Genomic DNA, 14,630 nt, shown 5'->3' with positions numbered 1-14,630 from the left:
GCGCTCAGCCCTGCTCCGGCTCCGTCAATTTCAGGCCCTGCCGCCCGAGCTGAACCAGGGCCTGGTCGAGATGCTGGCGGATGCCGCCGCCGAGCTGTGGCCCGAAGCGCCGCCGCTCCTCGAAGACCTCCGCGACGCGCAGCTCAAGCGTGTCGTCGAGCGGGCGCTGGAGAGCTGCCCATGAACCCGATCACCCAGCTGCGCGAGAAGCGCAGGCGATCAAAGAGAGCACCGATGCCCTTTTCACAGAAGCCACGTCGCAAATACGCCGGTCGCGCGGTCGAGCCCGACTACTCCTCCCGCGCTGGCCAGCTCATCTCCTCGTTCTTCGACTGGGGCGGGCGCCTGTTCGGTGCCGCGACCGTCGAGAACGCCATTCGCCGCGACGCGCGTGCCGAGAAGTTCGACACCCGTCCGAAGCACAAGGTCATCCGTCCCCACGCCGTGCGCCGCCGCGGCCGGACTGTCGTCGGCCCCGAGATCGTCCGCTACGCCCCGTGCGCCGGGCCCGGCAGCCGCGAGGCCCTGCGCCGCCGGGGTCAGAAGCTGACCCAGCACCCCAGCGTCATCGCCCGCTTCGCCGAGGCTGCATGAGCGTCCGGGTCGTCTTTGCCCTGATCGCCTGGGGCATGCTGGACCTGACGCTTCTGCTCGCTTTGGTCGGCGCTGCCACCCACGGTGATCCGATGGAGCCCCCGTGGGGCAACCGCATCCTCGCGACCATGGCGGTCCTCACGGTCTTCTTCGGCGTCAACGCCTACGCCATCGACAGCTTCGGACGCTACCTCGGCTTCTAGCCGTAAGTGTCTGAACTATCAACCATATCCGATCTGGCGACGGTACGCTTCGTACCGTCGCCACCAACCTTCGAGGAGAGACCATGTGCCACCGTGCGACGGTGCTCGACCCGCGTGACCCCGACCAGTGGGCGCGCATCGAGGTCGAATACGAGACCCTCCGCGAGCCGGACGATCCATCCGTCGGCTACCGCGCCCCCCTTCACATCCAGCTCGACGCGCCGCGCGAGCTGACCCCCGCCCAGCTCGCTGACATCGAGCAGCAGATCCTCGCGAGGCACCTCTGATGAACCAGCATCTTGATCTCGACACTCTCACCGCCGCCCCACCGGCTTCTGCCCCGGAACGGCTCTTCCGCATCGACTGGGCCATCGAGCTGCGCGCCAGCTCGGCCCGCGAGGCCGCCTGCTTCGCCAGCGAGATCCAGTACCAGGACAACACCGCGACGATCTTCTCGGTCGAGGACCGGCAGACCGGCGAAATCACGGTCCACGACGTGCCCGGCGACGTGCCGGGCACGAACATCACCGCGCGCCGGCCGGCCGATACTACCTTCGTGCCGCGCACGCTGCGCCCCGGCGGCCAGTACCAGACCCGCAACGGCCACCCGGCCGAGGTCGTCGAGTGGGATCGCCCCGATATGTTCCCGCTCACCGTCCGCATGGACCTCGGCGGCGACCAGCCCGCTCTGGGTATCCGCACCAAGGCCGGGCTCCACCCGGCCGGCGGCGGGCGGCCTCACCCCCTCGACATCGTCGAGGTGAACCCCGCCGTCGAGAAGTGGATCCGCCTCTATGACCGCAAGCTCAACGAGAACGGCAAGCAGGTCGTCGGTGGCAAGGAGTTCGCTGCGGAACGTGGCCTCTTCATGTATATGTTCGACACCGAGGAGGCGGCCCGCGCCAGTTTGCAGGGCGTGCGCGCCGTCTTCCCGATCACGTACCGCGAGGGGGAGGGTCTTGGGTAAGCGTCAGACCATCTGGCTGGATAGCAACCACACCACGACAGTGGCTGACGTCCACGACGTCAACCATTGCGATGCGTTCATCCGCCGCCTCTCCGTCGACATCGAGTACCTGCTCGAAGATCTCCAGACTTCGGACAGCGCGCCTCGAAATCTCGAAGAGTTTCTCGCCGCCAAAGAGCTGCCGGAGGACATCCCCCGGCATAAACGTCAGGCCCTGTTCTTCAAGAAACTTGGCCTGCGCGAATTAGAGAAGCGCAAAAAGCAGTTGTTGCGGCAGCATTAACAGTTAAAAACTGCCGCTCGACTTGTACTTATTCAACCCTCTTGGTACGAAACGTACCGACTACCCTTCGAGGAGCACACCGATGCGTATGGTTCATGCGATCCAAGAGTCGCACACCGAGGGCGCCCAGGCCGTCAAGCAGACCGGCGTCGGCGGCGACGCCAAGGTCGTCTACGCCCTGCTGACCGGCATGGTCTCGGACAAGGTCGTCTACCCTGTCCGCGAGTACGCCACGAACGCCTGGGAGGTCTCGCCCGCCGGCAAGCCGTTCGAGATCGAGCTGCCGACCCGGTTCAATCTGCAGTACAGCATCCGTGACTTCGGTCCCGGCCTGCCGCACCGCTTCATGATGGATCGGTACGCTAAGATCGGCGAGAGCACGAAGGACGGCGACGACGACGCTGTCGGCGGCTGGGGCTTTGGCTCGAAGGCTGCGCTCGCCTACCTCATGCGCTCCGACGGCGCCGGCTCGTTCACCGTCACCTCCCGCTTCCGCGGCTTCCGGCGCGTCTACATCATCGGCGTCTCGGACACCGGCAAGATCCAGATCCAGTTCCTCGGCGAGTGGCCGCTGGAGCCCGAGGATCGCGGCACCGGCCTGGAGATCGTCTTCCCCGTCCGGCCCGATGACATCGGCCGCTTCCACGAGCACGCCAAGAACGTGCTCTGGTCGTTCGAGCCGCGCCCCCGCATCACGCCGGCCATCGACTTTGGGGAGCCGCGCGTCCTGCACCGGGGCGACGGCTGGACCGTCTACGACGCCCAGACCGTCCCGTTCTCCGGGCCGCAGGTCAAGCTCGGCCCGGTCATGTACCCCATCGCCTGGCATCTGGCACCGTCGGTCTCCAACCTGCTCACTCGCAACACGGCTATCGTGTTCGACGCCAAGATCGGCACCATCTCCGTGTCTGCCAGCCGTGAGGCTCTGCAGTACGACGACCGCACCGAGGCCGGGCTCAGCGCCTTGTTCCAGCACTACGACGCGGACTGGATGGCCAAAGCTCGCGCCGAGGTCGACGCCCAGGACACCTACTTCCGTGCCTACTTCAAAGCCTGGGACATCGCCCGTTCGCTCGGCAGCCACGGCTGGGGCATGTGCCGCGCAATCGGCTGGCGCGGCTTCGAGTTCGACGACAGCTTGTTCAGAGCCAACGATCCCATCAAGGCTTGCCGCTGGCCTGAGCTGAAGCAGAGCTTCAGTAAGGGTTCGCCGGTCGCCTTCCGCGGTGAGATCGGGATCAATCCGGGTGAGCTGGGCAGCCGCCGGGTTGTCATCCAGCACGCCACCAGTCGCTCACTGGAGCGGTTCGAGGCGGCTGGCCTCGACAGCGAGCTGTGCCTGTGGGTTCGGGTCAAGCGTGCCGACCTCGACCTTGCGCTCGAACGTATGGGCCGGCCCGACTACGTCGTGCTCGACGACATCAAGCTCCCGCCCCGTCCCAAGGGCGAGCGTGTGAAGCGTCCTGAGAGCGAGAAGCAGCTCAAGGTGCTCGACAGCAACTTCGAGCGGGCCCCGGTCCAGTGGATCGACACTGACGAGGAGCTGCTATTCGTCCACCACAATGACCGCCGGGGCAACAACCGCCACCTCACCACGTACTGCGGTGACCAGCGGCGGAAGTTTCGACCCTACGTCATGGCAAGCTGGGTCCGGGACGCCCGTCAATTGGGTCTGTTGGACGAGTTCCCGCAGATCATCCTGCTCAATCCCGGTGACCAGCCGCCGGAGCACTGGCAGCACCTCGGCGATCACCTTGCCGAGCTGATCGAAGCCAAGCTCGATCCGAGCCAGGTCGCCCCCACGATCCCGTGGAGCGAGAGCAGCTTTCCGTCGCGGCTGCGTGAGGTCCGCTCGCGCAAGCTCGACCTCGGCTGCGCACCGCAGGAGCTGCGGGATCTGGTCTACGACATGGTCGCCATGTCGAAGAACCGTGACACGCTGGAGCGTGACGACAACGACCACGACCGGCTCGCGGCCCTGCTTCTGTCCGTGTCCAACACCGACGTGAAGACTGTCGCCAAGGATCCGACCAAGCCGATCCGCGACCGTTGGGAGGCCTTCATCCAGGCCTACCCGCTGTTCGAGGTCTTGTTCACCTCCCCGAACTATCGCGGTTCCTGGGACACCTACGGCAGCGATTACAAGTTCAATAACCAGGGCCAGAAGGCCATGGATCACTACTTCGCTCTGCTCTCCAAGTAACGAGCAAACACTGCGCCCACGGGCGCAGTGTGTCTTCCGTCATCTGTACGTTTCGTACCACCATATCCGATATGGAGATTACCGTGGCTCGTCTTGCTTACACCGTCACCAATCACTCGCTCACTTTCTTCATCAAGGGCCGGCCGTACTCGCTGACCAAGGATCACGAGCACTACGTCCAGGCTCGCGCTCACCTTCAGACGCCGCCCGACGTCGCGCACGACGCCGATCTGCTCGTCGACCTCGTCGATGCCCGCCGCGCGCTCTCACGCGCCAGCTTCAACCGCATCCAGTTCGACGGCAACGAGATCCTCTGGCAGGGCAAGCCGCTGCACGGCATCTGGGTCGACCGCATCCTGGAGTTCCGGGCTGCCGGCGAGGATCACACGGCGCTCTTCAACGCGCTCGACCGCCTCGTTCACAACCCGACGGCGACCGCCATCGAGCGCCTGCCGATCTTCCTCGACCGCGTCGCGCTGCCGTTCATGCCGGACGGCCGGTTCCTGGCGTTCAAGGGCGTGCAGTCCGATCTGCGCAGCCATCACCAGAACCTCGACGGCAGCTACTTCACGCACGAGGTTGGTGCCCAGCCGCGGATGCCGCGCGACGCGGTTAACCCGAACCCGAACGAGACCTGCTCCCACGGACTTCACGTTGGCGCTCAGGGCTACGTGAAGTCCTACTACAGCTCCGGTCAGGTCGTGCTCGTGGCGGTCGACCCGGTCGACGTCGTCGCGGTGCCGACCGACTACCACGGCGAGAAGATGCGGGTCTGCGGCTACGAGGTCATCGAGCACCTCGACAAGGACTTCAGCGACGAGTTGTTCGGCCGTCTGCGGGATACCTATCTGACACCTAAGTCCGATGTATCTCCGACCCCGTCCGGCTCCGAGCTGGCGGCGCTCGCCTGCGTCGGCGACACCGTCACCTACGCTGGCCACGACAGCGACGGCCACGCAGGAGCGGTCAGGGCTGGCCTCTACGAGGTGCTGGAGGTCGATGACGTTGACGTCGCCCTCGACGGTAAGCGCCTGCGTGTCGCCACGGCCTGGGAGCAGGTTTGGCTGCACGACGACAAGGTCACCAAGGTCGAGCGCGACGGTCTGGTCCTGCGTCCGACCGAAGAGGCTGACACCGGCATCGAGGACGAGGAGGAGGACGAGGACGTCGAGGAGGAGACCGACTTCGACCGGATCCGGGTCGGTGACGTGATCGAGTACCAGGACCAGTACGGCGCGGACACCTTCGGCCTGGTCACCACGGCCACCACTGACGCCGTGCAGGTCCGCGACGTCGAGGGCGATCAGATCGACATCGTCGAGGATGACTTCGCCCGCGTCGTCCCGGCCTCCGAGGTCACCGCGTCCATGCTCGTGACCAAGGGCGCCATCGTCCTCCTCGACCGGCACGACTTCCTCCAGCCTGGCACCTACACCGTCGCCGGGATCGAGGAAGAGAACGGCGACGGCGACCAGGTCGAGAGTGACAGCGAGATGTGGGCGGTGCTTGTCGAGGGCCGTCGGCTCCCGATCCGCAACCGCAACATCGTGGGGGTCACCTTCAAGGATGAGCAACTGTGGCCGCGCACCAAGGTCGAGGTCACGGGTGATACGGTGACCATGATCTCGGTCGACGGGCACGACCTGCGCGGCGAGGCCGAGGCCCTTGTCGTCGAGCCCGAGCCCATCCTGCCCGGCGACCTCGTCGAGGTCACGGGCGAGGGCTGGCCGCCGGCTGGTGTCTATCCGGTCCTCCAGATCGGGCTCGTGTCGGGTGACGCGCAGATCCAGACCGAGCACGACGGTGTGCAGACCGCCCCGGCGCACCGGGTCAGCCTGCACCAGTCTCGGCCGTGGATGCGCGCCGAGGTCGGCGGCACCGTTGTGCTCGACGACCCCGCCGATGGCGACAACAGCCCGGTCTATTCGGCGAGCTGGCAGGTCGCTGACCTCTGTCTCAATGCGGAGCGTCAGCAGATCCAAGTCCGCACGCACTTCGGCAACCACTGGGTCGACGCCACCCCCGTGACCGCCGCCTACCCCAAGGCCTGATCCAACCCACCCCGCCATACTCGATATGGCGGGGCCCTTTCCTCATGACTTGGAGATCACCATGCCCTTCACCAAAGGTCAGCGCGTCCGCGCCAACCCGACCTTCTACAGCTCGGTCGTAGGCGCAGGCATCATGCTCCACGACGAGACTGGTGCGGTCGTAGGCCAGGTCGCGATCCTTGGCGTGGCCGGCGGGCGGGCCGAGCAGGAGGCGATGCGCGACCGCCTCGCCGCCGCGATCAACGCCGGCCAGGCCGAGGGCCAGGTCCGGCACTTCAAGAAGCCCGACGTCGCCTACGACGTCGTCGCGTCCGAGGCCCTGTTTCAGGTCAGCGCCCCGAGCATGGGCGACGGCAAGACGGCGTTTCAGCCGCGCTGCCGCATGATCGAGGATCAGCAGCCCGTCACCGTCTACCGCAACTCCGACGGCAAGCACTTCGTCCGGTTCCCGGACGAGATGGTCGAGCCGCGCTTCAAGAAGGTCAGCTGACCCATGAGCACCAAAATTCTGATTGGCCTCGCCGAACTCCAAGGCCTGATCGCAGGCAAGCCCGAGATCGAGGTTCAGCTGCTGGAGAAGGCCGTTCCGCAGCTCGCCGGTCTTCTCGCTCGTAAGGTCGAAGAGAGGGCCGGTGCGCTCGACGAGAGGATCCGGCAAGCCGTCGATCTGCAGCTCAGGCAGATCGGTAGCGGCTACGGTCGGATGAGTGAGGCTACCCGGATCATCATCAGGGATATGCTCAAGGAGGAACTCGATAAGTACGGGCGTTCGCTCGTGCTCCAGAGTATCGACCAACACCTTCGACCCGAGATCAAGAAGTTGTTTGACGACTTCAAGACCGAGGCTCTTCGGGCAGTCGAGAACCGCGAGATCACCTCGCGGGACACCATCAACAACTACGCCAAGGCCGCCGCCGAGCGCGAAGTCCTCGCGCTCATGCGGGGCATGGGAGCCCAGTCATGAAGATGCCCCCGATTTACGTCGTAATGAACCGCCACATCGTGGCGGCCAACCGCAAGCTGCCGCTCGAAGAGCGGCAGCCGGCCGTGCGGGTCACCCGCGGCAAGTACGGCCAGCCCTACTACTACGACGAGGTCATCTTCCACGGCCCGTCGCAGATCCTGAACGGCATCGGCGAGCCCGTCATGCCGTGCGGCGCCACCCTCGCGATCATGACCGAGGGTGCTGTCACCCTGACCGCCCGCGGTCGTGAACCTGTCCACCTCGCGGCCTGCGAACCGCTCGATATGGCTGCCTGACGCGATTTTGTTCTTGCCCTCTTGGTACGATCCGTACCAACAACCCTTCGAGGATTTGATGCGCTTCCTATTCGTTCGCTCGTCGACCAACACCAAGATCGGTCCCATGCCTGCCGTGATGGCTTCGCGCGATACCTGCCCCTCGACCTGCGCCCTTCGCGGCGCGGGCTGCTACGCTGAGCACGGCCCCAGCGCGATCCACTGGAACCGCGTGTCGTCCGGCGACGGCGGCAAGACCGCCGTCACCTTCGAGCAGCTGCTGCACCTCATCCGCGCGCTGCCCCGCAAGATCCGCTGGCGCTACGGCACGGCGGGCGATCTGCCTCGTGAGGATCACCAGGTTCTGGCCCTCGCAAGCGCCAACCAGGGCCGCGAGGCCATCATCTTTACCCACGGTCGTCGGTACGATTTGTACCGTCAGGCTCGGGAGCAGCAGTTCCACATCAACGTGTCTGCCGACAGCCCGGCCCAGGCCGATGCGATCCTCGACGCCGCGCCCGACATGAGCGTCGTCACCGTGCTTCCGCACGACACCCCTCACGGCAAGCTGCGCACCCCAGCTGGCCGCGAGATCGCCGTCTGCCCGGCGACGTTCGCCAAGGGCGTCAGCTGCGCGACCTGCAACCTCTGCTCCCGCCCTCGCCCGCGCGGCGTCATCGTCGGGTTCCCGGCGCACGGCGCGCGGCGCAAGGTCATCTCGCGGCGGCTCGCCGAGCAATGAGCAGCGTGCCGCGCATCACCGAGTTGCTCCTCAAGGGCTACTCGGTGCCCGAGATCGTCGAGGAACTCGGGAAGCTCAAGGCATCCTCGGTCAAGGTCTACGTCCGTCGGCTCCTCGGCGAGATGACGGACGCGCAGCGTGCCGCGGTCGAGCGGGCGCGGGACGAGCGCGGCTCGGCCAAGCCGGACGTCTATCACCGCAAGTTCTCCGACCGACCAGTTCTCGGCCCGGTCCACGTTCGGATCGGGCACAGGCTCCTGGCTAAGCGCCAGCGCCTGAAGATGAGCCATGGCGAGTTCTGCGAACATTTCGAGTTCTCGAACCGGGTCATGCTCTCGGCCATGGAACAAGGCTACCACGACTTCAAAATATCGGAGGTATTGAGGATCGCAGAGATCCTCGAAGTTCACGTTGACGACCTGTTGTGTCCCCCCGCTGGAAGAATGGCAGCATGATCTTACCGACCAAGACTTTCTTCAATCTCATCCGCATCCACTATCGCCTCCCGCCGGCCGACCGTCCGGCTGATCTGCTCGGCCGCCTCGCCCTCATGGCCGATCCGGCGAACGCCGCGCGCCTGCGTGTCGACGAGCTGACCCGCCGCTGCCTCCGGCTGTTCCTCGGCCGGCGCGTGCATCTGCCCTGACCCGGAGACCTCTCGCGTGATCCCCGTCTCTCACTTCGGCTTCCACCTTCACGACAACCTGCCCTGGTTGCACGAGCAGGCCGGCGGCCGGTGCCTTGTCCCGGCGCTGCAGGAGCTGGAGAGCCCGCTTGAGGTCTCCGTTCCCCGCGGGCTCCGCTGCCCGCACCGGCTTCAACCACCCGAGATGGGCCCGGTCCTCGATCACCCGCTCGTGCGGGCGATGGGGCCGGACCAGGACGGCGGCCTCTTCCACGTCTACCCCGTCCACGCGAACTGGCTCTGGCGCCTGTCCGCAATGACGCCGGGTCTGGAGCGCACCGTCGAACCGGCCTGGTGCCTGTCGCGCCCGCCGTCGCGCTGGGTCGCCCGGCGCCTGGGCCTCACCAACGTCGCGCCGCTGGCCATCGTCGACCTCTCGTCCGGCGATTTCGTCGAGATGGAGCGCATGGCCGAGGTGCCGCGCACCCGCAACCTGATCCTGTCCGGCCCGCTGCGCGTGCCGGGCGCGGTCGTGCTCGAACCCGACGGGCTCGACTGGAACCACGACTGGTCGGTCGAAGGCCGCCGCCAGCTCTACAACCGCATCCGCAGGAGCCCAGCATGACCCTCGAACGCAATCCATGCCGCGACGTGAACCTCTCTCCCGTCATGCCCATCCCCACGCCCCAGTCGATGCTCGATGCGCTGGATCGCTTCACGCTCCAGCTGCGCATGCGGGACGTCGAGCCGCGCGAGGACGACACCTGGCTGCTGATCGACACCAAGACCGCCGACCCGGAGACCAACTGGCCGGGTGAGCTGATGGGCGAGTACCAGACCCACGGCGAGGCGCGGGTCGCGCTCATGAGTGCGGCGATCAACGCCGCGACGCCGCGCGATTTTCAGGCACGCTGCTGGGACTGGCTCGACCAAGTCACCCACGGTGACGCCACCGACCTGCAGGAGCGCATCGCCCGGTTCGTCGAGGAGGCACTGGAGCTGGCGCAGTCCCTCGGCATGACGCACCGCGAGGTGCTCGATCTGACGGCCTACGTCTTCGGCCGGCCACCCGGCGAGCCCCATCAGGAGTACGGCGGTCTGCTCACCACGGCCATGGTCCTGGCGCACTACACCGGCCACGACCTGATGGGCTGCGGCGAGCAGGAGCTGGCCCGCTGCTGGGATCCGGCCGTGATCGCCAAGATCCGCGGCAAGCGCAGCCGGCGCCATGGGCGCGGCCCGCTGCCGGGCATTTCGGAGGCCGATCTCGTACCCTCGGATCGCTTCGCTGAAGCCGACCGAGATCTCGACGAGCAGATGATGCCGGGGGGCTTCAACTGATGGCCGAGCTGCGCGCCAACGCGACCGTCAACGGCACGGTTACCTTCGTGGTCACCGAGGAAGAGGCCAGGGCGCTCGATGCCCTGGTCGGCTACGGGGACGAGGCCTTCCTGCGGGTGTTCTACAAGCACCTGGGCCAGTCCTACATGAAGCCGCACGAGGCCGGCCTGCGCTCGCTGTTCAAGCGGGTGCGTGCCGATATGCCGTCCATCCTCGACCGCTTCAACGCGGCGCGGGTCGCGTTCCGCTCGCCCCGCCCGCACGAGGTCCGGGAGGCGGTCGCGCGCATCGCCCAGACCGAGATCCAGCGCCGCCAGAGGGGAGGCTGACCGATGGGCACCTTCTGGGTCTTCCTCCTGGATCCAAAGAATTTCCTGGCCCTCATCGGGCTTTGGACCGTCATCCGCTGGACGATCTGGATCGTCCGGCGGGTCTCCCGGCCCCGGCCGCAGCCGCGCCGTAAGCCGTTCGCCGAAACCCTCAACGGAAAGATCGACCCGTGAAAAAGTTCGCTCTCATCTCTGCCGCCGCTCTCACGTTAGCTCTCGGCGCCTGTGGCCCCTACACCCTGGATACCCAGGAGTTCCAGAACGCCAAGCTCTCGGCCTATGAGAGTGCGGAGAAGAATGGCCTGGAGGTGGTCGAAGTCCTGAACCAGGACAGCGACAAGGACGGCTACGTGACCGTCAGCTTCAAGACCAAGAAGCCCCCGCACGACCCGCAGGAGCGTCTCTGCCCATACAAGGCGGTCGGGGCCTGTAAGTTTAAGGCGCCGAAGCAGTAGTCATCCTGCCACCGCCAGAGACTTACTCTCTGGCGGTGGTACGTTTCGTACAATAGAGGTCGATTGAATGCCTGAACTTCGCAAAGATCAGATCCAGGATCTCGGCCGCCTCTTCTTCAAGGAGCGCCGCTGCATCCACGGCGGCGAGCCGGGCACCGGCAAGACGCCGACCATCTGCGTGCTCCAGCGCGCCCGCTGGGACCGGCACGGGCACAAGTCGATCTGGCTCATGCCGATGAAGCTGATCGACAAGAACTTCGACGAGGCCATGCTCTGGGGTGAGTGGGCGCCGGGCGAGGTCGCTATCGTCGATGGCAGCCCGAACGAGGTCGAGCAGGCTCTCACCTGTGGCGCGAAGCTGCTGCTCATGGGCTTCACCCGGTTCGAGCTGGTCGCCGACCGCATCCACGAGGACTACAAGGCCATCGACATCGACGAGTGGCACAAGGGCTTCGGCGGCCACGACAGCAAGCGCACCCAGGCGCTCTACCGCTGGTGCAAGCGGCGCGGCGACGACCTGTGGTTCGTGCCCATGACGGGCACCTCCTACAACGGTCGGCCCTCGACCGTGTACCCGGCGCTGCAGGTCATCGAGCCCCGCTACTACGGCACGCCCGAGGCCTTCTCCTCGGTCCACGATCTCGTCGATCCGTTCACCCGGAAGGTCGTCGGCCACACCAACCTCGACCGGCTGGAGACCATCCTCTCAGCCCACTCGATCAAGCGCCTGTGGACCGACGTCCACGGGCCCGAGGAGATCGTCGTTCAGGTCGCCCGCTGTCGGATGAACGACCGTCAGCGCCGGGCCTACGACAAGTTCCGCGAGACCGCCCTGCTGGAGCTGGAGCAGTTCTTCATCGACGGCACCCAGCCCGGCGTCGGTTTCATCCGGGCGCGCCAGATCATGGAGCACCCCAACAGCTTCCCCGATCTGGTCACCCCCGGCCAGCGGGTCGACATCTGCCCCGGCGAGGTGCCGGGCAAGCTGGAGGAGTTCGCCGACGACTGCGAGAAGATCGACCGGCCCTTGCTCGCCTACGCTGCGCTCGTCCCGCAGCAGGAGGAGATGCTGCGGATCGCTCTCGCCGCCGGCCGGCGCGCGGCGATCATCAACGGCCAGGTCACGAAGAAGGCAGCCTCGGCCGCCGACCGCGGCTTTCGCGCGGGCGAGCTGGACACCATCATCGGCTCCCCGCAGGTCGCCGACTGCGGCTACAACTGGCAATTCTGCGGCGACCGGGAGGTCTCCGACGTCCTGTTCGTCTCGATGGATTATCAGGATACCGCCTTCTTCCAGGCGTATAAGCGGGCGATGCGTCAGACTAGACGCAGCGCCCTGCGGTTGAAGCTTTACACTTACATTGACAGCATCGACCAACACATCATGCGCTTGACCAAGCGCAAGTCGGTCGAGGCTGCACAGGTCGAGCGTGGGCGTGTCCCCATGCCGTGGTAATTCGGTACGATCCGTACCGCACACCAATCGTGATAGGGGGGCTGGACACGACCGCTAGCACCCGCTATCTCGATCATCTCGGTACGAAACGTACTGAGATCCACCCACCCAAGTTCAAGTTCAAGTTCCAGTTCAAAAGGGAAACCGATGTCCGACGCTATCGCCAAGGCCCTCGCCGCTGCCGCCGACGAGGCTGCCCAGACCCCGCAGCACACCACCACCGCTGCCCCGCCCGCGCCCGTGGCGCCGGCCGCCAGCCTGCCCGCCGCCGGGGGCGCCCCGCGTACCCTCGCCGACTTCATCAACAACGCCGCGATGAACGTGGAGGTCTACCTCGCGGTCAGCGAGCTGGGCATCCGCCTCGGCAAGGACAAGCAGCTCCATGACGCCATCGACGTCGAGATGTGCCTCAAGCACGCCAAGACCGGCTGGGTGCTGCGCGTCAACACGCCGAGCGGCGTGCGCTACCTGACGACCTACGACCGCGTCACCGAGCAGCGCAGCGGCCAGAACTGGGCCACCGTCGTTGCCCAGGCGCAGCAGATGGACGCCAGCGTCTACGTCTCCGACCTCGTCGAGCTGCCGGTCAAGCTGCTCAAGGAGTACAAGCGCAAGGAGGGCGCTCCGCTCCCCGCCGGCACCATCGTCGGCCTGTCGCTGAGCTACCAGAACAGCAAGGGCTTCGGCGGCTTCCTCCAGGACGCGGCTCCGCGCTTCGGCATGGACGCTCCGTTCGAGGTGACCCTGACGGCCAAGCCGAAGGTCGGCTCGGGCCAGGAGTACGGCGTGTTCGCCTACGAGATCCTGGGCGAGGCCGGCGCCAGCGCCACGAAGGGCAAGAAGGCCGCCTGATCGCGGCCTCCCACTGACCTAAGAGGGGGCCGCATCTCACCCGAGGTGCGGCCCCTCTTTTTGTACGAAACGTACCGATCTGGGGGCCATCATGAGCGACAAACCAACCCTGTTCACCCTGGACGCCAGCAGCGTCTCGACCGTGCAGCGCGAAGAGGTGCTGAATAACCGGCCGCTGACCCGGCACCTGTTCAACGTGGCCAAGTACCTTGGCATCGGCGCCCTGGTTCACGCCTGGTTCCTCGGTCCCGACTTCGACACCGGCAGCCTTTGGAGCTGGGGCTACATCGCCGCCTGGCCGGTGCCGCTGGCGTTCTGGTTCGTCGCCCAGGTTGCGGTGTTCGGCCTCTACGCGATGCTCCTGATCGTCTCGGTCGCGCTCCTCTGGCTGTGCTTCGTGCTGACCGCCGAGATGATCGAGCGCCGCCGCCGCCGCGCCGAGCGCGCCGCCCGTATCTACGATCCCAGAGATTGATCGGAGATACCTCCGTGATCCACATCTATGACGGCATGGCGGTCCTGCGCCGCCGCTTCGACGGCAACATGCTGAACAGCGGCCCGCGCTCGGTCTTCGGCGACATGCTGGAGCTGCCGCGCTCCGACGTCGCCATCTGGTGCTTCGAGGGGCGCGGCTCCCTCGACGCCCGCCGGAAGATCTTCCCCGGCTACAAGGTGCGTCCGTCCACAATGACGGACGGGCTCCACGCCCTGGTATCGCTGACGCGCGACGCGCTTCGGCACACCCGCGCGATCCAGATCGCGGTCCCCGGCCGCGAGGCCGACGACGTGATCGCCCACCTCTGCGAGGTTCACGGTCCCACCGCACGCGACGGCATCACCGTCCACACGGTCGACCGCGATCTGCTCGCGCTGGGCACCGACCGGGTGCGGATCGACCTCGGCGGCGGTCAGCCGCTGATTGTCGACGGCGTGACCATCCCGGCGCACGAGGTGCGCCTGTTCAAGACCCTCGTCGGCGACGCCTCCGACAAGATCCCCGGCATGCCGGGCTTCGGCCGGAAGGGCTACGTCGCCTGCGACCGCCGGCTGCTTGCTATGGCGTTCCAACTCTTCCTCGTTGGCCACCACAACGTCGGCGACTTCGAGCGTGCCGGCGTGAAGACCGGCATGGCCCAGCGCATGTGCGAGCCCAAGCAGGCCGCGCTCCTGCGCGCCTACTGGGAGATCGTCGGCTTCCTGCCCCTGCCCGGCTCCTGGGAGGACGGGATCGTCGCCGGCCAACCCGACCCCGCCGCGGGCGACGCGGTCCTCAAGCAATTCCACCACTGA

Annotated in this window: 23 protein-coding genes; all 23 read left to right on the top strand. The window is 66.4% G+C overall.

From position 1 onward, the window contains the following. Positions 1-184 (top strand): hypothetical protein (locus tag MFF26_RS23730; protein WP_238308741.1); only part of this gene is annotated, 184 nt, incomplete at its 5' end. Positions 185-234: 50 nt separating this feature from the next. Next, on the top strand, positions 235-594 hold the full coding sequence (locus MFF26_RS23725) for a hypothetical protein (RefSeq protein WP_238308740.1): 360 nt from the start codon (positions 235-237) through the stop codon (positions 592-594). After that, entirely contained in the window at positions 591-797 is a 207-nt protein-coding gene (locus tag MFF26_RS23720) for a hypothetical protein (RefSeq protein WP_238308738.1), read from the top strand. The genes MFF26_RS23725 and MFF26_RS23720 overlap by 4 nt, the downstream gene beginning before the upstream one ends. 83 nt (positions 798-880) lie before the next feature. Then, a complete protein-coding gene (locus tag MFF26_RS23715) occupies positions 881-1,084 on the top strand; it encodes a hypothetical protein (RefSeq protein ID WP_238308737.1) in 204 nt (67 codons plus the stop codon). Next, complete coding sequence (locus tag MFF26_RS23710; protein ID WP_238308736.1) at positions 1,084-1,764, top strand: hypothetical protein; 681 nt, start codon at positions 1,084-1,086, stop codon at positions 1,762-1,764. The genes MFF26_RS23715 and MFF26_RS23710 overlap by 1 nt, the downstream gene beginning before the upstream one ends. Then, positions 1,757-2,047 (top strand): hypothetical protein, encoded by a 291-nt coding sequence (locus MFF26_RS23705; protein WP_238308735.1) that lies wholly within the window; start codon positions 1,757-1,759, stop codon positions 2,045-2,047. The genes MFF26_RS23710 and MFF26_RS23705 overlap by 8 nt, the downstream gene beginning before the upstream one ends. A gap of 82 nt (positions 2,048-2,129) precedes the next feature. Then, positions 2,130-4,250: a hypothetical protein gene (locus MFF26_RS23700; RefSeq protein WP_238308734.1), complete on the top strand. Its 2,121-nt coding sequence runs from the start codon at positions 2,130-2,132 to the stop codon at positions 4,248-4,250. An 83-nt stretch (positions 4,251-4,333) separates the two neighbouring features. Next, complete coding sequence (locus tag MFF26_RS23695) at positions 4,334-6,301, top strand: hypothetical protein (RefSeq protein ID WP_238308733.1); 1,968 nt, start codon at positions 4,334-4,336, stop codon at positions 6,299-6,301. Positions 6,302-6,362: 61 nt separating this feature from the next. After that, on the top strand, positions 6,363-6,791 hold the full coding sequence (locus MFF26_RS23690) for a hypothetical protein (protein WP_238308732.1): 429 nt from the start codon (positions 6,363-6,365) through the stop codon (positions 6,789-6,791). Positions 6,792-6,794: 3 nt separating this feature from the next. Then, positions 6,795-7,265 carry a hypothetical protein gene (locus MFF26_RS23685; protein ID WP_238308731.1) on the top strand — a complete coding sequence of 157 codons (471 nt, stop codon included), beginning with the start codon at positions 6,795-6,797 and terminating at the stop codon, positions 7,263-7,265. After that, positions 7,262-7,561: a hypothetical protein gene (locus MFF26_RS23680; protein ID WP_238308730.1), complete on the top strand. Its 300-nt coding sequence runs from the start codon at positions 7,262-7,264 to the stop codon at positions 7,559-7,561. Before MFF26_RS23685 ends, MFF26_RS23680 begins: the two co-directional genes overlap by 4 nt. Then, positions 7,512-8,282, top strand: a complete 771-nt coding sequence (locus MFF26_RS23675) for a DUF7227 family protein (RefSeq protein ID WP_238308729.1) — start codon at positions 7,512-7,514, stop codon at positions 8,280-8,282. The genes MFF26_RS23680 and MFF26_RS23675 overlap by 50 nt, the downstream gene beginning before the upstream one ends. A gap of 5 nt (positions 8,283-8,287) precedes the next feature. Further along, complete coding sequence (locus MFF26_RS23670) at positions 8,288-8,737, top strand: helix-turn-helix domain-containing protein (RefSeq protein WP_238308728.1); 450 nt, start codon at positions 8,288-8,290, stop codon at positions 8,735-8,737. Beyond that, the gene (locus MFF26_RS23665; protein WP_238308726.1) at positions 8,734-8,928 is read left to right on the top strand and encodes a hypothetical protein; all 195 of its coding nucleotides are present in this window, start codon (positions 8,734-8,736) and stop codon (positions 8,926-8,928) included. The genes MFF26_RS23670 and MFF26_RS23665 overlap by 4 nt, the downstream gene beginning before the upstream one ends. A 16-nt stretch (positions 8,929-8,944) precedes the next feature. Next, positions 8,945-9,532 carry a hypothetical protein gene (locus MFF26_RS23660; protein ID WP_238308725.1) on the top strand — a complete coding sequence of 196 codons (588 nt, stop codon included), beginning with the start codon at positions 8,945-8,947 and terminating at the stop codon, positions 9,530-9,532. Beyond that, a complete protein-coding gene (locus MFF26_RS23655; protein ID WP_238308724.1) occupies positions 9,529-10,248 on the top strand; it encodes a hypothetical protein in 720 nt (239 codons plus the stop codon). Before MFF26_RS23660 ends, MFF26_RS23655 begins: the two co-directional genes overlap by 4 nt. After that, a complete protein-coding gene (locus MFF26_RS23650) occupies positions 10,248-10,577 on the top strand; it encodes a hypothetical protein (protein WP_238308723.1) in 330 nt (109 codons plus the stop codon). The genes MFF26_RS23655 and MFF26_RS23650 overlap by 1 nt, the downstream gene beginning before the upstream one ends. Positions 10,578-10,580: 3 nt before the next feature. Further along, the gene (locus MFF26_RS23645; protein ID WP_238308722.1) at positions 10,581-10,751 is read left to right on the top strand and encodes a hypothetical protein; all 171 of its coding nucleotides are present in this window, start codon (positions 10,581-10,583) and stop codon (positions 10,749-10,751) included. Continuing rightward, entirely contained in the window at positions 10,748-11,032 is a 285-nt protein-coding gene (locus MFF26_RS23640; protein WP_238308721.1) for a hypothetical protein, read from the top strand. The genes MFF26_RS23645 and MFF26_RS23640 overlap by 4 nt, the downstream gene beginning before the upstream one ends. 67 nt (positions 11,033-11,099) lie before the next feature. After that, positions 11,100-12,488 carry a DEAD/DEAH box helicase gene (locus tag MFF26_RS23635; RefSeq protein ID WP_238308720.1) on the top strand — a complete coding sequence of 463 codons (1,389 nt, stop codon included), beginning with the start codon at positions 11,100-11,102 and terminating at the stop codon, positions 12,486-12,488. A 147-nt stretch (positions 12,489-12,635) separates the two neighbouring features. Continuing rightward, positions 12,636-13,340 carry a hypothetical protein gene (locus tag MFF26_RS23630; protein ID WP_238308719.1) on the top strand — a complete coding sequence of 235 codons (705 nt, stop codon included), beginning with the start codon at positions 12,636-12,638 and terminating at the stop codon, positions 13,338-13,340. A 91-nt stretch (positions 13,341-13,431) separates the two neighbouring features. Further along, on the top strand, positions 13,432-13,815 hold the full coding sequence (locus MFF26_RS23625) for a hypothetical protein (RefSeq protein WP_238308717.1): 384 nt from the start codon (positions 13,432-13,434) through the stop codon (positions 13,813-13,815). A 14-nt stretch (positions 13,816-13,829) separates the two neighbouring features. Next, on the top strand, positions 13,830-14,630 hold the full coding sequence (locus MFF26_RS23620; protein ID WP_238308716.1) for a hypothetical protein: 801 nt from the start codon (positions 13,830-13,832) through the stop codon (positions 14,628-14,630).

It is taken from the genome of Methylorubrum suomiense (assembly GCF_022179765.1).
GTDB classification, from domain to species: domain Bacteria; phylum Pseudomonadota; class Alphaproteobacteria; order Rhizobiales; family Beijerinckiaceae; genus Methylobacterium; species Methylobacterium suomiense.
Note: the sequence above shows the minus strand (reverse complement) of the source record. Positions and strands in the feature narration are given on the sequence as shown.